Origin of the sequence: Sphingosinithalassobacter sp. CS137, from assembly GCF_014334115.1 — a bacterium.
Classification (GTDB): Bacteria; Pseudomonadota; Alphaproteobacteria; order Sphingomonadales; family Sphingomonadaceae; genus Sphingomonas.
This window is the reverse complement of the sequence record NZ_CP060494.1, coordinates 993,104-1,008,836: the sequence shown is the minus strand read 5'-3', so window position 1 is coordinate 1,008,836 and position 15,733 is coordinate 993,104. Positions and strand designations below refer to the sequence as shown.

The 15,733-nt window shown below is 69.0% G+C and carries 15 protein-coding genes; 7 read left to right on the top strand and 8 right to left on the bottom strand.

Annotated features, from left to right (window positions below; all coding sequences use genetic code 11):
* Positions 1–38: 38 nt before the first annotated feature.
* On the bottom strand, positions 39–953 hold the full coding sequence (gene miaA, locus H7V21_RS04740; protein ID WP_188055722.1) for a tRNA (adenosine(37)-N6)-dimethylallyltransferase MiaA: 915 nt from the start codon (positions 951–953) through the stop codon (positions 39–41).
* Between the two features lie 96 nt (positions 954–1,049).
* On the opposite strand from miaA, the gene serB reads away from it, so the two are divergent.
* On the top strand, positions 1,050–1,928 hold the full coding sequence (gene serB, locus H7V21_RS04735) for a phosphoserine phosphatase SerB (protein WP_188055721.1): 879 nt from the start codon (positions 1,050–1,052) through the stop codon (positions 1,926–1,928).
* Positions 1,929–1,946: 18 nt separating this feature from the next.
* Here serB and H7V21_RS04730 read toward each other — a convergent pair whose 3' ends face one another.
* On the bottom strand, positions 1,947–2,951 hold the full coding sequence (locus H7V21_RS04730; protein ID WP_188055720.1) for an SPOR domain-containing protein: 1,005 nt from the start codon (positions 2,949–2,951) through the stop codon (positions 1,947–1,949).
* Positions 2,952–3,122: 171 nt separating this feature from the next.
* On the opposite strand from H7V21_RS04730, the gene H7V21_RS04725 reads away from it, so the two are divergent.
* The 3 genes from H7V21_RS04725 to H7V21_RS04715 are packed head-to-tail and all read left to right on the top strand — an operon-like array spanning position 3,123 to position 5,727.
* Positions 3,123–3,836: a ParA family protein gene (locus H7V21_RS04725; protein WP_188056360.1), complete on the top strand. Its 714-nt coding sequence runs from the start codon at positions 3,123–3,125 to the stop codon at positions 3,834–3,836.
* An 11-nt stretch (positions 3,837–3,847) separates the two neighbouring features.
* Entirely contained in the window at positions 3,848–4,363 is a 516-nt protein-coding gene (locus H7V21_RS04720) for a hypothetical protein (RefSeq protein ID WP_188055719.1), read from the top strand.
* Positions 4,364–4,377: 14 nt separating this feature from the next.
* The gene (locus H7V21_RS04715; RefSeq protein ID WP_188055718.1) at positions 4,378–5,727 is read left to right on the top strand and encodes a tetratricopeptide repeat protein; all 1,350 of its coding nucleotides are present in this window, start codon (positions 4,378–4,380) and stop codon (positions 5,725–5,727) included.
* Positions 5,728–5,746: 19 nt separating this feature from the next.
* On the opposite strand, the gene H7V21_RS04710 is transcribed toward H7V21_RS04715, so the two are convergent.
* The 6 genes from H7V21_RS04710 to H7V21_RS04685 all read right to left on the bottom strand — a co-directional run bounded on the left by H7V21_RS04710 (position 5,747) and on the right by H7V21_RS04685 (position 11,990).
* Positions 5,747–6,961, bottom strand: coding sequence for a dihydroorotase (locus tag H7V21_RS04710; RefSeq protein WP_188055717.1), 1,215 nt, complete (start codon positions 6,959–6,961; stop codon positions 5,747–5,749).
* Positions 6,958–7,947: an aspartate carbamoyltransferase catalytic subunit gene (locus tag H7V21_RS04705; RefSeq protein ID WP_188055716.1), complete on the bottom strand. Its 990-nt coding sequence runs from the start codon at positions 7,945–7,947 to the stop codon at positions 6,958–6,960. Before H7V21_RS04705 ends, H7V21_RS04710 begins: the two co-directional genes overlap by 4 nt.
* A gap of 44 nt (positions 7,948–7,991) precedes the next feature.
* Positions 7,992–9,233, bottom strand: a complete 1,242-nt coding sequence (locus H7V21_RS04700) for an MFS transporter (RefSeq protein ID WP_188055715.1) — start codon at positions 9,231–9,233, stop codon at positions 7,992–7,994.
* Positions 9,234–9,283: 50 nt separating this feature from the next.
* Positions 9,284–10,249, bottom strand: coding sequence for a hypothetical protein (locus tag H7V21_RS04695; RefSeq protein ID WP_188055714.1), 966 nt, complete (start codon positions 10,247–10,249; stop codon positions 9,284–9,286).
* 142 nt (positions 10,250–10,391) lie between these two features.
* The gene (gene ruvX, locus H7V21_RS04690) at positions 10,392–10,865 is read right to left on the bottom strand and encodes a Holliday junction resolvase RuvX (protein ID WP_188055713.1); all 474 of its coding nucleotides are present in this window, start codon (positions 10,863–10,865) and stop codon (positions 10,392–10,394) included.
* 18 nt (positions 10,866–10,883) lie between these two features.
* Positions 10,884–11,990, bottom strand: coding sequence for a DUF3089 domain-containing protein (locus H7V21_RS04685; protein ID WP_188055712.1), 1,107 nt, complete (start codon positions 11,988–11,990; stop codon positions 10,884–10,886).
* Positions 11,991–12,131: 141 nt separating this feature from the next.
* Here H7V21_RS04685 and H7V21_RS04680 point away from each other — a divergent pair, with 141 nt between their 5' ends.
* From H7V21_RS04680 to gatA, 3 genes are read left to right on the top strand one after another with little or no spacing between them, the layout of a single operon-like run.
* Positions 12,132–13,925, top strand: coding sequence for a DUF4153 domain-containing protein (locus H7V21_RS04680; protein ID WP_188055711.1), 1,794 nt, complete (start codon positions 12,132–12,134; stop codon positions 13,923–13,925).
* Between the two features lie 39 nt (positions 13,926–13,964).
* Positions 13,965–14,252, top strand: a complete 288-nt coding sequence (gene gatC, locus H7V21_RS04675; protein ID WP_188055710.1) for an Asp-tRNA(Asn)/Glu-tRNA(Gln) amidotransferase subunit GatC — start codon at positions 13,965–13,967, stop codon at positions 14,250–14,252.
* Positions 14,249–15,733, top strand: coding sequence for an Asp-tRNA(Asn)/Glu-tRNA(Gln) amidotransferase subunit GatA (gene gatA / locus H7V21_RS04670; protein WP_188055709.1), 1,485 nt, complete (start codon positions 14,249–14,251; stop codon positions 15,731–15,733). Before gatC ends, gatA begins: the two co-directional genes overlap by 4 nt.

The window sequence follows — 15,733 nt, the reverse complement described above, 5'->3', positions numbered from 1 at the left end:
ATCGCACAAAAGCTACAGGTCAAGCGCGGTTTGCGTAATTAGATTTCAAATTGTAGCAGATTTGTGTTCATATCTGTCTCGGCGGTGCGGGGCCATTCGGGCGGTGGTTGGCGGCGGAACCAGGTGTACTGCCGCTTGGCATATTGCCGGCTTGCGGCCTGCGCGCGGGCGACGGCCGTCTCGCGCGTACTCTGTCCGGCGAGCCAGTCGCCGATCTCGCGCACGCCGATCGCGCGCCGAACGGGAGCGTTCTCGCCGATGTCGCTGCGGGCGAGCAGGGTGCCGACCTCCTCGGCGGCGCCGCTCTCCAGCATCGTTTCGAACCGGGCGTCGATGCGCTTAGTGAGCCAGTCGCGATCCGGCAGCAGGATCAGCGGCATCAGGCGGACGCGATCGCCGATTCCGCCGGTGCGCTCGGCTTGCCATGCCGCCAGCGGGCGCCCGGTCGACCGGACGACCTCGAGCGCGCGAGCAACGCGGGTCGTATCGCTCGGCCTCAGCCGGGCCGCTGCCTCGGGATCGCTCTCGCCAAGCGCCGCATGCGCCTCCGCGACCGGCAGTGCGCGCACCTCGGCGCGGACCTCAGGATCGATCTCGGGCACGGGCGCGATCCCGTCGAGCAAGGTGCGCAGATAGAGCCCGGTTCCGCCGACCAGGATCGGCAGCCGCCCGGCCCGATGCGCTTCTGCGATCGCCGCGCGGGCATCGGCGGCCCAGCGTGGCGCGGAGCAGGAGTCCGCCCCATCGACATGGCCGAACAGCCGGTGCGGCGCTCGTGCCTCCTCCTCGGGCGAAGGGCGGGCGGAAAGCACGCGCAGGTCGGCATAGACCTGCGCCGAATCGGCGTTGATGATGGTGCCGTCGCGCGCTTCCGCAAGGGCGAGTGCAAGCGCCGACTTGCCGCTGGCCGTCGGCCCTGCGATGAGCGCGACGGGCGGCTTCGCTTCCTGCATCAGTTTCCTCCCGGGCGGGCCTGGCGCTTCGCAGCAGCAGGGCGCGGCGACTGAGGGCGAGCGCGGCGGAGCGACACGAGCGGAGATCGAACGACAGTGTACATCGCCACGCTGATAGCAGCCGATCGCCTGAACGCAGGCGACATTTCCGCAGCGTCTGACCGTCTGGCGGTCGCGGGCTGCGACCCCCGCGAGACGGTCTGGCTGGAGGCGGAGAAGGCGGCTGACCTGGCGTTCGCCGCGGACCCCGCGGCGGCGCGGGCTGCGCTCGAAGGCGTGATCGCAGGCACCGACGCGGTCGTCCAGCCGGCCGCGCACCGCGAGAAGAAGCTGCTGGTCGCCGACATGGATTCGACGATGATCACGGTCGAGTGCATCGACGAGCTGGCGGATTATGCCGGCATCAAGCCGCAGATCGCCGAAGTCACCGAGCGCGCGATGCGCGGCGAGCTCGACTTCGCCGAAGCGCTCGATGCGCGCGTGGCACTGCTCGAGAATCTCGAGGAATCGGCGATCGACCGCTGCCTCGCCGAGCGGGTGAAGCACTCGCCTGGCGCCGAGACGCTGGTGAAGACGATGCGCGCGCGCGGCGCGCTGACCATTCTCGTTTCGGGCGGCTTCACGCGCTTTGCCGAACCGGTCGGCGCGGCGCTGGGCTTCGAGCGAGTCATTGCCAATCGTCTGGAGATTGCCGAGGCGCGGCTGACAGGCACCGTGGCCAAGCCGATCGTCGACAGCGGCACCAAGCAGCGCACCCTGCTGGAGGCACGCGCCGAATGCGCGTTGCCCGTCGAGGCGACGCTGGCGGTCGGCGACGGCGCCAACGACCTGTCGATGATCCGTGAGGCGGGGCTGGGCGTCGCCTATCGGGCGAAGCCGGTCGTCGCGGCGGCGGCGGGTGCGCGGATCGACCACGCCGATCTGACGGCGCTCCTCTATGCGCAGGGAATTGCGCGCGCCGATTGGGTCGACTGACTCAGACCTCGGCCGCCGTCAGGGCGCCACCACCAGACAGTCGCGGCCGGCGCTGCGCATCGCCGCGCAGCCGCGGTTCGCATCGGCGCGGCTGGCATAGGGTCCGATGAGCAGCTTCGTCAGCCTGCCCGAGCGGACATAATAGGGCTGACGGCCGGAAAGCGCCGAGAGGCCGGAGACATTGCTCCACATCGCGCGGGCATTCCCCGGCTGGCTGAACGCGCCGAGCTGGATGCGCCAGCCGCCGTCGCGGATCGCCGGTTGCGGCGGGGCGGGCGGGGGCGGCGCCTGAATCGGCACCGGCTCCGGCCGCTGGGCGAGCTGATCCGGAGCGGGCGAGGAGGGGCGGTTCGCAGCCGACGAGGGCGGCACCTGCACCGGCTGCACCGATCCGCGCGCAGGAGGCGATACGGGTCCGGCAAATTCGGTCGGGAACTCAGGCCGCCCGGCCTCTTCCTCGTAGCGGCGGGCAAGCGCGAGACCCTCCTGCCGCTCCTGAAGCGAGATATAGCGGTCCATCTGCGCCAGTGCCTGGTTCGCCTGCGGCAGTCCCGCCTGCGAGGAGCGGACGATCAGCGCATAGGCGCGCACCCAGTCGCGCTCGACTTCGTCGCCGTTGAAATACATGGTGCCCAGCACGAACTGCGCGCGTGGCTCGCCGCGGCTGGCCGAACGCTGAAGCCACTGCACGGCCTCGCCGCGCTTGCCGTTCTGGAAGAGAGCGAGGCCGTAATTGTCCTCCGCCTGCGGGTGCCCCTGCAGCGCCGCCCGGCGATACCAATCCTCCGCCGCGGCCAGATCGGCATCGACGCCGCGGCCGAGCTTGTAGGCTTGGCCCAGATTGAACTGCGCATCGGGATTTCCGGCCACCGCCGGGGCCCGCCACTTTTCCACCGCAGCCCAATAGTCGCCGCGCGACCAGGCTTCGACGCCTTCGCGCACGGGATCTTCGGCCACCTGCGCGACGGCAGGCGCGATCAGGGCAGCGGCGCTCGCAGCCGCGGCGATCCAGACTGACTTCATTCCCATTCCCGTATCTTCGCGCCTTATGGATAATGGCAGTTAACCAGGCTTTGTGAAAGAATTCCTTAATGGTCGCTGGACGCGGAAGTGTCCCGGCACGGCCCTGTTAACCCGTTCTTATCCCTCGCCGTGGCAATCGGCAGGCTGGATTACGGGGATTTCGAGGGGTTCATGCGCGTTCTGGCGATGGCATCGCAGAAGGGCGGGTCCGGCAAGACCACGCTCAGCGGGCACCTGGCGGTGCAGGCGCAGCGGGCGGGGTGCGGCCCGGTGGTGCTGATCGACATCGATCCGCAGGGCTCGCTTTCCGACTGGTGGAACGAGCGCGAAACCGAGTTTCCCGCCTTTGCCCAGACGACCGTGGCACGGCTTGCGTCGGACCTCGAAGTGTTGCGGCAGCAGGGCTTCAAGCTGGCGGTGATCGATACGCCGCCCGCCATCACCATGGCGATCCAGAGCGTGATCGCCGTCGCCGAGCTGATCGTGATCCCCACCCGGCCCAGCCCGCACGATCTGCGTGCCGTCGGCGCGACCGTCGATCTGTGCGATCGCGCGGGCAAGCCGCTCGTGTTCGTCGTCAACGCCGCCACCCCCAAGGCGCGGATCACGTCGGAAGCGGCCGTCGCGCTGTCGCAGCACGGCACGGTCGCGCCGGTGACGATCCATCATCGCACCGATTTCGCTTCGTCGATGATCGACGGCCGCACGGTCATGGAGATCGATTCCAACAGCAAGTCGTCGCGCGAGGTCGAGGCGCTGTGGACCTATGTCTCCGATCGGCTCGAGAAGAATTTCCGGCGCACCGTCTTCAATGCGCCGGCTGCGGCGCCTGGTTTCGCGGCTGCCCGACCTGCGGGCGGCTTTGGCCGCCGTGTGGTGAGCTGAGGGCGGTGGCGATGTTCGGCACTCCCAAGTCGGCGGCGTCGCTCTCGTCGGGATTGCTTGCCCGGAAGGGACAGGCGCGCCCGGCGATGCGTCCGCAAGGCTTTGTCGGGCTCGGCCCCAACGCTGCCGAGGATCTCGGCTGGAACGACATGGGCGAGGATACTGTACCGGAGCCTGCGCCGGAGCCTGTGGCATCACAGAAGCCGCCGGTGCTGCGCCAGCGCGAGGCGCTCGACCGCGAACTGGCGATTTCTCCGTCCGCACCCGAACCCACGGCCGCACCGGATTCGGCCCGGCTGACACCGGGCACGCTCGCGCGCGTCCAGCGTGAGGTGCGCCGCAAGAAGAGCCGTACCGCCTTCACCTTGCGCCTCGATTCCGACCGCCACCTGCGACTGCGCCTCGCATCGGCGGTCTCCAACCGTTCGGCGCAGCAACTGGTTACCGAGGCGCTCGACGCCTTCCTCGAGACGCAGCCCGGCGTCGAGGAGCTGGTCCGCCAGCTCGGCTCGAGCGACGGCCGCTGACGAAAGGAACGATGATGAAAAGCCGCAGCATTCTGTACGGGCTTTCGGCCCTCGCACTGGGAAGCGCAGTGATTTCGGGCAGCGCCATGCTCGCCACCGCCGCCACGCCTTCGCAGACCGCAGACGCGCGCCGCGCCGCCGGCGAAGCGCGCGAGGCGCGCGAGGACCTCGCCGACGGCAAGGCCGATCGCGCGGTCCGCCACGCCGAGGCTGCGGTTCAATATGATCCGCGCAACCCCGAATATCGCGCGCTGCTCGGCCAGTCCTATCTGATGGCCGGCCGCTTCGTGTCGGCCGGACAGGCACTCACCGATGCGCTTTCGCTCGATCCGGCGAACGGCCGCGTCGCGCTGAACCTCGCGCTCGCCGAGATCGCGCAGGGCCAGTGGGCGGAGGCGCGGACGACGCTCGAGGCGCATTCGGCGACGATCCCCGACGGCGATCGCGGGCTTGCCTTCGCGCTTGCCGGAGATCCGGTCACTGCGGTCGAGATCCTCACTCCTGCCGCCCGCGGCCCGGAGGCCGATGCCAAGACGCGCCAGAATCTCGCACTCAGCCTGGCGCTCGCCGGCCGCTGGCAGGAAGCAAAGGCAATCGCGGCGGTGGATGTGCCGCCCGACCAGCTCGACCAGCGAATCATGGACTGGGCCAGCTTCGCGCGCCCGACCAACGCCTATGATCAGGTCGCGACGCTGCTCGGCGTCCGCGCCATCGAGGATGCCGGTCAGCCGCAGCAGCTTGCGCTTGCGCAGAGCATGACTCAAGTGGCGGCGGTGTCGCAGACGGTCGATCCGATCGATGCCTATATGCCGCGGGTTCCCGAGCAGGCGGTCGAGATCGCCCAGGATCTCGGCGTATCGCCGGAGATTCTTGGCCGCGACGAGCAGGTGCTGGCGTCGCATCCAAGCAGCGGCGGCCAGCGCGTGGTGTTCGGCCCGCGCGAAGAGATCGTGCAGGCGCTTCCTTCCTCACCGCGCCGCGATGTCGCGCTCGCGGCCACACAGCAGCCGGCTTCGGCTCCCGCTCCCGCTCGGCAGACCTCTGCCGCAGCGGTGTCCGCGCGGGCGAGCGGCAATTACTACGTCCAGCTTGGCGCGTTCCGAAACGCCGGCGCCGCGCGCACTGCCTGGCGGCAGGCTTCCGGCCGCTACTCGGTGCTCGGCGGGGCGGAGCCTTCGGGAATGCAGGTTTCGAATCGCCGCGGCAGCTTCTATCGGCTGTCGGTCGGCGGCTTCGCGCGCGCCGAAGCCGAGGCGATGTGCCGCCAGATCAAGTCGTCGGGCGGCGCGTGCTTCGTTCGCGCCCATGCCGGTGACCAGGTGGCGAGCTGGGTGCGCAGCGATACGCAGGTCGCTTCGCGCTGAGTAAAGCGCAGGGCGGCGTTCAGAGGATTTCCGCGCCGCCCTTGAATACGCGCAGTACCTGGCCCTGCACCGGCAGGCCGTCGAACGGCGTGTTGCCCGCCTTGGCAACCAGCGACTCGGCACTGATCCGCCACGGCGAGTCCGGGTCGATCACGATCAGATCGGCCGGCATTCCCGGCTCCAGCAGTCCGGTTTCCAGCCCCAGCACCTCGGCCGGATTGGCTGCGAGCATCGCGAACAGGCGTTCGAACGGGACGATAGCGTCGCGCACCAGCTGAAGCGACAGCGCGAGCAAAGTTTCCGCGCCTGCCATGCCCGGCGCCGAATCGGCGAAGGGCAGGCGCTTTTCCTCCGGCCCGCGCGGGTCATGCCCCGAACATAGCACATCGATCGTTCCGTCCACGACGGCGTCCAGCGCCGCGCGTCGGTCCTGCTCGTCGCGCAGCGGCGGCGAAAGATGCGCGAAGGTGCGGAAGTCGGTCATTGCAATGTCTGACAGCAGCAGATGCGCCGGCGTGATGCCGCACGTCACGCGGACGCCCCGCGCCTTTGCCGCGCGAACCAGGTCAAAGCCGGCGGCGGTGGTGACCTGACGGAAGTGGATGCGCGCGCCGGTTTCCTCGGCCAGCATCAGGTCGCGCGTGATCGCCAGCGCCTCGGCCATCGCCGGCGCCGCGGGAAGCCCGAGCCGAGTCGCGGTCTCTCCCTCGGTGGCGACGGCGCCCCGCGTCAGCCCGCCATCCTCGGCATGGGCGATCACGGTAAGGCCACACCCGCGCGCATAGCCCAGTATTTTGCGCATCAGCCGGCTGTCGGCGATCCAGCTGCGGCCGGTCGCGACCGCCCGCGCGCCGGCTTCGGCGGTGATCGCCATTTCGGCCAGATCCGTGCCTTCCAACCCGCGAGTCGCCGCCGCGATCGGATGGACCCACAACTCGGGCTTGCCCATCGCGCTGGCCCGCTGGACGATTCCGGGGGCGTCGAGCACCGGCGATTGATCGGGCATCAGCGCCAGCCGCACGATCCCCCCCGCTCGGCACGCCGCCTTGTCCATCGCGAAGGCGCCGAGATCGACGATCGCCGGCGCGAGCAGCTTGCCCTTGAGGTCGATCACCTCGGCGCCCTCGGGGATCTCCTGCGCTGCCGAGATGGTGTCGCCGTCGACGATCAGCGTGCCGGTTCGGACGCCGTCTCGCGGACAGATCAGCCGCCCGTTCGTGAAGGCGCGGATCATGCCCAGCCCTCGATGCCGCGTGCGCGCCGCGTCAGCACGTCGAGGCAGGCCATGCGCACCGCCACGCCCATCGACACCTGCTCGGTGATCGCCGAGCGCGTGGGATCGTCGGCAACGCTCGAATCGATCTCGACTCCCCGGTTCATCGGCCCCGGGTGCATCACCAGCGCATCGGGACGCGCGCGTTCAAGCCGCTCCGGAGTGAGGCCGTAGCGCATGTGATACTCCCGAGTGGAGGGGATGAAGCCACCCGACATGCGCTCGTTCTGGACACGCAGCATCATGACGACATCGGCGCCCTCCAGAGCCGCATCGAAATCGATGAAGGGCGTGACGCCCATCTTCTCGATCGCGGGAGGCATCAGCGTCGAGGGTGCGACCACCCGGACCTCGGCGGCCAGCGCGGTCAGCGCCAGAATGTTCGACCGCGCGACCCGGCTGTGGAGCAGGTCGCCACAGATCACTACGCGCTGTCCCGCGATGCTCCCGCGCCGCCGGCGGATCGTGAGTGCGTCGAGCAGCGCCTGGGTAGGGTGCTCGTGCCAGCCGTCACCGGCGTTCAGCACCGGGCAGTCGACCTTCGAAGAGATGAGCTGAACCGCGCCCGAGCTGCCGTGGCGGATGACGATCACGTCGGCGCGCATCGCGTTCAGCGTGACAGCCGTGTCGATCAGCGTCTCGCCCTTCTTCACGCTCGATTGCGCGGCGTGCATGTTGACGACATCGGCGCCAAGCCGCTTGCCCGCGATCTCGAAGCTCAGCAGCGTACGAGTCGAATTCTCGAAAAAGGCATTGATCTGGGTGAGACCGTCGAGGCGGTGGTCGCTCTTCGCCCGAGTGCGGTTCGCCTCCACCCATTGTTCCGCCTCGTCGAGCAGGAACATGATCTCGTGCGGCTGAAGTCCCGCGATTCCCGTCAGATGACGGTGCGGAAAGGCGTCGCTGCCGGAAAGCACGGCGCCGGGGCGATGATCCGAAGCTTGCATTAAAGCTGCCGCCTAGCCGTGCCCCGGTGTCATGGCAAGCATGGTCAGGCCGCGCGCTCCTCGTCGCCGGCCCGGTCCAGCGTCGCGACCATCGGAGTGGTGCGCGGCAGCATCCGGAACCGCTGCTGGTCTTCGGCGGGAACGGGAGCGGCATGCCACTGGCGCCAGACTCCGAAGCCGGAGGTTCCGGCCGCGCACAGCGCGATGAAGCCGAACAGCCCCTCGGGGCCCAGAAGCTGCATCGCGCCGCCCGCCGCGAAGGGCCCGACTGCGGCCCCCATCGAATAGAGGAGCACCAGCCCGCCGCTGGCGCTCACCCGTTGCTCGGGCTGGAGATGGTCGTTCGTATGCGCGACGCACATCGGATACAGCGCGAAGCCCAGCCCGCCGAATGCGGCGCCGAGCGGCAGCAGCAGCCCCTCGATCCCGCCGCCGAAGCCGAGCGCGAGGCTCGTCAGGACCGTGCTGCCATAGAGCGCGACGATCACTTTGCGCCGGTCGAACCGGTCCGACAGCTTGCCGAGCGGCCATTGCAGCGCGACTCCGCCCAGGATCACTGCGGTCATGAACCAGGCGGCCTGGGCGATATCGGCTCCCTGGCGCAGCACATAGACCGCGCCCAATGCATAGAAGGATCCGAACATCAGGCCCGTCGCGACCGTTCCCACCACGCCCAGCGGGGACACCGCGTACAGCGCCGAAATCGGCAGCGGCCGTGCCTTTGTGAGCGTCGGCGCGGGCATGCGGGTCAGCGCCACCGGGACCGCGGCGAGGGTGATGAGCATCGCCGCCAGCACGAAGGGGAGGGCCGGCGACTCCGCGCCCAGGTCCAGCGTCAGCAGCATCTGTCCGATCGCCTGGCCCGAATAGAGTGCGATCATATAGCCGGCGAGCATCGATCCGCGGCTCGATGGCTCGGCCCGCTCGTTCAGCCAGCTCTCGAGGCAGATGAACACGCCTGCCGCGCAGAATCCGTTGACGAAGCGCAGCGGCATCCACGCGAGGCCGCCCGGCAACAGCGCGAAGGCGAGCGTCGTCGCCGCGAACAGCGACGCGACCGCCGCGAAGGTCCGGATATGTCCCACCCGCTCGATCAGCCGCGCGATCAGCAGCGATCCGGTCGTCAGTCCGGCGAAATAGGACATGCCGACCGCGCCGATCATCAGTGCGCGGCTGCCGCCCGTTTCCAGCCGGATGCTCAGCTCGGTCGCCAGAAAGCCGCCGCCGGCCATCAGCATCAGGATCGCGACGAGCAAGGCGCGAACGGGAAGGACGGCGGCGATCATGCAGCCTCAATGGCTGGTCGCCGCCGCCGTTCCAAGCCCGGTATTCGTGTTCAGCGGCGGCAGTCGTATGCCAGCCCGGGAAGCATCTGGTGCGCGCGGCCCACCGGCACTTCCATCACGTCCTCGCCGCGGCGGATGGTGATGACGTCCTGCGGCCCGAGTCGGGAGAAGAATACGTCTTCCCAATCCAGCCGCACCGCCATCTCGAACCCGTTGCCGGTCTCGACGACGCGCGCCGGATATTCCTCCAAACCCTCCATTCCCATCAGGATGGTGAAGCGGTCGCCGGGGCGTGCATCGCCGAGCGCGGGCATGGTGAACTGCACCGTGCCGGGCGCAACGCATTGGGCGCGCATCAGTCGGTCGTCGGTTTGGGGAAAGCCGTAGCTCACATTGTTCGTGCCCGGTTCCTGGTACCAGACATAGTCGACGCCGCCCTGCGTCGGCTCGGGCCGCTGCGGTTCGTTCTGCGCCCAGCGGGGGCGGCCCGGGCGGCGCGGATAGCCGCGCTTGGGCTCGGGCATCGGCGCGGGCCCCGCAGTGGGTGTCCAGGCAAGGCGACCCCCGGGCGAGCAGCGTGCGATCACGTCCGCCAGCATCCGCTCGCCGCCGCGCGCGTCCACATGGGTCATGTTGAACATTTCGCCGATCTTGATGCGTTCGCCGTTTACCAGCGCTTGCAACAGCTTGTCGTTATGGCGCGGCGTGATGTGAAACTGCCAGCCGTTGCCGCCCTCCATGCTATCGCCGAAATAGCTGCTGCGCCGCCCGCCGATGTCGGTCCACACCGTCACTCGGCTCATCGGGCGCGACATGCGCGTTTCCCACGGGCCGACGATCGATACCTTGCCCATCTCGTCGCACGAGACGAGCAGCGCGCGATCGTCGGTACGGGGCACGCCATAGCCTACGGCGTTGTTGCCCGCGTGATGCCAGCGATAGCGCTGTGCCTGAGCCTGTCCGGCCGCGACGAGCGCAATGCCCGCCACCGCGACGAGAATTCCCCTGATCCGCATGTGCTTCCCCCCTTGCGCCTCGGTGACCACCGATGGCAGTCGTCGAATCTTTCCCCGTTAGGGCGCGCAAAGACAAGCTTGTACAAGGATGCGATCGGCAATAGTCTTTCAGGCTGTTCGATCGAGCGGAAGCCTCATTTCTTCATAACTGCACAAGTGCATCGATCGCCGCTTGCAGGATGATCGCCGCAGCGACCGAGTCGATCCGTTCGGCGCGTCTGGCGCGGCTGGCGTCCTGTTCGATCAGCGTGCGCTCGGCGGCGACGGTGGACCAGCGCTCGTCCCACAACAGGATCGGCAATTCGAGCTCGGCGAGGTTTCGCGCAAAGGCACGAGTCGATTGCGAGCGCGGGCTCTCGCTTCCGTCGAGATTGAGCGGCAGGCCCAGGACGATGCCTTGCACCGCCTGCTTGCCGATCAGTTCGCCAAGCGCCGCCTTGTCCTTGCTGAACTTCGCCCGGCGGATGAGCGGGGCCGGGCTGGCGAAGCTCCACCCCGCGTCGCACAGGGCGGTGCCGATCGTCTTGGTGCCGAGGTCCAGCCCCAGCAGCCGCCCCCCGCCGGGAAGCGCGGCGCGAAAGGCCGAAGCATGCGTGGTGGGGGCAAAGGCGGCCATGATCGCGCTGGATCGCGGCTAGGCGCCGAACGCGGCCAGCCGCCGCGCCGCATCCGCGCGGATGTTCGCCCAGAAGAGGCTATAGTCATAGACGTGATAATTGTTGCCCGGCTGGAGCACATAGGGGCCCATTTCCGGCACGTCGCTGCCGATCAACAGGATGCCGCGCCCGTCGCAGCGCGCGGGAATCCGCCCGGGAACCATGGTCGCGTTGGCGAGCCGCGAATCGGGGATCAACGTGCCCAGATTGGCTTGCGCGGGCGCGCTGTCGCCGGCGCGCCCGGTGACGGGATTGGTGCACACCAGCGGCGTGCCCGCCCGCGAGGCGCCGGTGAAACCGGTCGTCGCGTCGAAGGTGTCGAAGATCAGCGAGGGGTCCGCCGGCTCCGAAAAGCTCTGCCACGAAAGGATGCACCCTGCCTGGTCCGGCCCTTCGCAGGCCGGAAGCCCCATCGCCGGAAGATCGGCAGTGGCCGAAACCGGCCAGCCGACGACATAGGCCGCGACGATGCGGTCGGCGAGCGGCGTGCCCGCGATTCGCTCCGCCAGCAGCCGGGAGAGGTGCAGCGCGCCCTGGCTGTGCCCGGCGAGGACGATCGGCCGTTCGCCCGCCTCGTCGAGGAACTGCTCGAAGGCGGCGAGCACGTCGCGATAGGCGAAGTCGAGCGCCTGCTGCGCCTGCTGCTTGCTCGTCAGGAACGCGCCGAAGGTCGCCTGGCGATAGCGCGGAGCCCAGATCGCGCCCACTTCGTTGAAGGCGCTTGCCTGTCCGCGCAGGAAGATCTCGGCATAATTGTTGGCCCGGGCATCGTCGAGCGGCGCATTCCAGCGGCTGCGGTCGAGGAACGACGTCGGATGCAGGAAGAACACGGCTGCCGCCGGATCGCCGGCGGGCTGGAAGCCCTCGGGGGTCCAGAGCGCGGGATTGCCCGGCTTGTCGGGCCGCGCGATCCACATCTCGGCGCGCGCATAGGCGCTGGGCGGCGCCTCCGGCAGCGGCGTGAATTCGGCGCTCGGCACCATTGCCTGGCGCATGATCTGCATGCCCCAATAGCGGTAGGTGAAGGCGGCGGCGAGTGCGAGCATGATCAGGATCGCTATCCCGTAGAGGAACTTCCGGGCCAACCGGCACTCTCCATTGTGCAATGCAACAAAAACCGATGCGGGTGCAACTTCGTTCCCGTGCCCGCCGATTGCTGGCAGCGCAACCATGATTGACCGAGACACGCTCCGGCCCGATGCCACGATTGGGGAGGACGCGCGAACATGGACGATTCGACTCCGATACGGGATGAACGCGATTGGCCCGCCCGGCCGCTGATCCTGGCGGCGATCGGACTGGTCGCTGGAATTCTGTGCCATCTCGTGCTCGGCGATGCACCGGAGCCGGGCATTGGCCGGATCGAAGCTGCCGCCACGGTCTTCATCGTCGGTTTCGCCGGGCTGATCGGATTCACGCTGGAGCGGCGGTCCTGGATCGCCGCGCTGCTGTTCGCATTCGCGACGGCGGTGGTCGCGGCGCTGGTGACGTGGTGGAACGGCGCGCCGACCGGCTGGGAAGCGGGTGAGGCGTGGCGGATGATCAGCCTGGCGCTTGCAGTCGCGATCGCGGCGCCGCTGTTTCAGGCGGCACGCGACTCGGGCGGCTGGCGCTTTCCCTATGCGTCGGTGCACGATCACGCCTGGACCAATGTAGTGCTGTGGTGCGCCGCCTGGGCTTTCGTCGGCGTCGTCTTCCTGCTCCTGCTCCTCCTCGATCAGCTCTTCCGGCTGATCGGCATCGAATGGATCGGCGACCTGACCGGCGAGGCGATCGTCTGGCGCGCGCTGGTCGGGCTGGCGTTCGGAACCGCACTCGGCGTCCTGCGCGAGAGCGACCGGACGGTGCATCTCCTCCAGCGCGTGGTCGCGACGGTGCTGGCGGTGCTCGCGCCGGTCCTTGGGATCGGCCTGCTCCTGTTTCTCGCCGCGCTGCCGTTCACTGGCCTGGGCGCGCTGTGGGACGCGACGCGGGTGCCGACGGCGATCCTGCTCACCTGCGTGATCGGCGCGCTGGTGCTGGTGAATGCCGTGATCGGCAACGCGCCCGAGGAAGAGTCGCGTGCGCGACCGTTGCGCTGGGGCGCGATGGCACTGGGAGTGGCGATGCTGCCGCTGGCGGTGCTCGCCGCGATCGCGACCGGGCTGCGCATCGGCCAATATGGCCTCACGCCCGAGCGGCTGTGGGCAGTCACGTTCGTGGCGATCGCGACCGCCTATGGCCTCGCCTATCTGTCGGCGCTGGTGCGCGGGCGCGGAGGCTGGGCGGGCCATCTGCGCCCGGCGAATCTCCGGCTGGCACTCGGCGTATGCGCGCTTGCGCTGCTGCTCGCGACTCCGCTCGTGAGCTTCAACCTGCTCGCCACGCGCGACCAGATTGCGCGGCTCGAAGCGGGAGCGATTCCGCCGGAGAAGTTCGACTGGGCGGCGCTCGCCTATGATTTCGGCCGGCCGGGACGTGCCGCGCTGGAGCGGATCGCTGCCCAGGGTCCCGCTGAGGCCCGCGAGCGGGCGCAGGCGGCGCTGGAATCGGACAATCGCTGGCTTTTCGCCGAGGATCAGGCAGCCGAGCTGGCGGCGCAATCGATCGAATCGCGAATCCGGATCCTGCCGCGCGAAGTGCCGCTGCCGGAGGGATTGGCGGAGGCACTTGCCGGCTGGGATGCCTGTGGACGGAACACGGAGCAACGCTGCACGCTGCTGTACGAGGCGGGAGCCGAACGTGCGATGGTCCTGCTCGAGTCCTGCTACGCGCGTCCCGAACCGGAACGCGCTGAGGCGAGCCCGGTGAAGTCCCGCCTCCACAGCATAGCGCCGCTTGCGGATTGCGCGGCACCGCGCCACTTCGCCTTGCGCGAGGGGAACTGGCAGGTGACGAACCCCGCCGATGCGACGGACGCGAGCCCCGCGGCCCAGGCGGCACGTGCGCAGGGCTATGCGCGCGGTGACATCGAGGTGCGCACCGTGACACGCCGCCAGCTTTTCGTCGGCGGCCAGCCGGTGGGCAAGGCGTTCGAATAGAATTGCGCGGGGCGCGCGCGGGGTGCTAGCCGCGCGGGCATGTCCGTCGATCAGAACACCGTGCGCAAGGTGGCCAGCCTCGCGCGCATCGCCATCACCGACGAGGAGGCCGAGCGGCTGACTCCGGAGCTGAACAACATCCTCGGCTGGGTCGAGCAGCTGGGCGAGGTGGATACCTCCGCCGTCGAGCCGACGACCGCCGTCATTGCCAACACGCTGCGCCTGCGCGCCGACGTGGTGACCGACGGTGATCGCCGCGACGCGGTGCTCGCGAACGCGCCGCAGGGCGAGCATGGCTTCTTCACCGTGCCGAAGGTGGTCGAATGACCGAGCTTACCGATCTGGGTATCGCCGCGATCCGCGACGGGGTGCGCGACGGCAGCTTCTCCGCGGTCGAAATCGCGGAGGCGTTCACCGCTGCGGTCGCCGAGGCGAAATCGCTCAACGCCTTCATCGTCGAAACGCCCGAGCATGCGCTCGACGCCGCCAGGGCCGCCGACGCCGCGCGCGCCGCGGGCGAGACGCTCAAGCCGCTTGCCGGCGTGCCGATCGGGATGAAGGACCTGTTCTGCACCAAGGGGGTGCAGACCACGGCGGCAAGCCACATTCTCGAGGGCTTCGTGCCGCCTTATGAATCCACCGTCAGCCAGCATCTGTGGGATGCCGGCGCGGGGATGCTGGGCAAGCTCAACCTCGATCAGTTCGCGATGGGATCGTCGAACGAGACGAGCTATTTCGGCAACGTCATTTCGCCCTGGCGGCGCGGCGGCGGCGACAATGCGCCGCTCGCCCCCGGCGGTTCCTCGGGCGGCAGCGCGGCGGCGATCGCGGCGCGGCTCTGCCCGGGGGCGACCGGCACCGACACCGGCGGCTCGATCCGCCAGCCGGCGGCATTCGTCGGCATCGCGGGGATCAAGCCCACCTATGGCCGCTGCTCGCGCTGGGGCGTGGTGGCCTTCGCCTCGTCGCTGGATCAGGCGGGGCCGATGGCACGCGACGTGCGCGACTGCGCGATCCTGCTCGAGGCGATGTCCGGGTTCGACCCCAAGGACGCGACTTCGCTCGACCTGCCGGTGCCGCAGTGGGAAGCCGGGCTGAACGCCGACCTCAAGGGCAAGCGCATCGGCATTCCGAAGGAATATCGCGTCGAGAACATGCCGTCCGAGATCGATGCGCTGTGGCAGCAGGGTATCGACTGGATGAAGGACGCGGGGGCCGAGATCGTCGAGGTCAGCCTGCCGCACACCAAATACGCGCTGCCGGCCTATTACATCATCGCCCCGGCCGAGGCCTCGTCGAACCTCGCGCGCTACGATGGCGTGCGCTACGGGCTGCGCGAGCTGCCCGAGGGCGCGAACCTGCAGGAAATGTACGCCGTCACGCGCGCCGCCGGCTTCGGCGACGAAGTGAAGCGCCGCATCCTCATCGGCACCTATGTCCTCTCTGCGGGCTTCTACGACGCCTATTACACCCAGGCGCAGAAGGTGCGTACGCTGATCGCGCGCGATTTCGAGAATGGCTGGATGCAGTGCGACTATCTGCTGACGCCGACCGCGCCGAGCGCCGCCTTCGCGCTGGGCGAGAAATCGGCCGATCCGCTGGCGATGTACTTGAACGACGTGTTCACCGTGCCGAGCAGCCTCGCCGGGCTGCCCGCGATGAGCGTGCCGGGCGGGCTCGACAAGCAGGGGCTGCCGCTCGGCCTCCAGATCATCGGCAAGCCTCTGGACGAGCAGGGCGTGCTGAATGCGGGCCTCGCAATCGAGCAGCGTGCGGGGTTCACCGCGCGGCCGGAGGCTTGGTGGTAG

Coding starts and splice junctions, on each gene's coding strand:
- miaA (WP_188055722.1), bottom strand. CDS start 953: ATGCAGGAAGCGAAGCCGCCCGTCGCGCTCATCGCAGGGCCGACGGCC.
- H7V21_RS04730 (WP_188055720.1), bottom strand. CDS start 2,951: ATGAAGTCAGTCTGGATCGCCGCGGCTGCGAGCGCCGCTGCCCTGATC.
- H7V21_RS04725 (WP_188056360.1), top strand. CDS start 3,123: ATGCGCGTTCTGGCGATGGCATCGCAGAAGGGCGGGTCCGGCAAGACC.
- H7V21_RS04720 (WP_188055719.1), top strand. CDS start 3,848: ATGTTCGGCACTCCCAAGTCGGCGGCGTCGCTCTCGTCGGGATTGCTT.
- H7V21_RS04715 (WP_188055718.1), top strand. CDS start 4,378: ATGAAAAGCCGCAGCATTCTGTACGGGCTTTCGGCCCTCGCACTGGGA.
- H7V21_RS04710 (WP_188055717.1), bottom strand. CDS start 6,961: ATGATCCGCGCCTTCACGAACGGGCGGCTGATCTGTCCGCGAGACGGC.
- H7V21_RS04705 (WP_188055716.1), bottom strand. CDS start 7,947: ATGCAAGCTTCGGATCATCGCCCCGGCGCCGTGCTTTCCGGCAGCGAC.
- H7V21_RS04700 (WP_188055715.1), bottom strand. CDS start 9,233: ATGATCGCCGCCGTCCTTCCCGTTCGCGCCTTGCTCGTCGCGATCCTG.
- H7V21_RS04695 (WP_188055714.1), bottom strand. CDS start 10,249: ATGCGGATCAGGGGAATTCTCGTCGCGGTGGCGGGCATTGCGCTCGTC.
- ruvX (WP_188055713.1), bottom strand. CDS start 10,865: ATGGCCGCCTTTGCCCCCACCACGCATGCTTCGGCCTTTCGCGCCGCG.
- H7V21_RS04680 (WP_188055711.1), top strand. CDS start 12,132: ATGGACGATTCGACTCCGATACGGGATGAACGCGATTGGCCCGCCCGG.
- gatC (WP_188055710.1), top strand. CDS start 13,965: ATGTCCGTCGATCAGAACACCGTGCGCAAGGTGGCCAGCCTCGCGCGC.
- gatA (WP_188055709.1), top strand. CDS start 14,249: ATGACCGAGCTTACCGATCTGGGTATCGCCGCGATCCGCGACGGGGTG.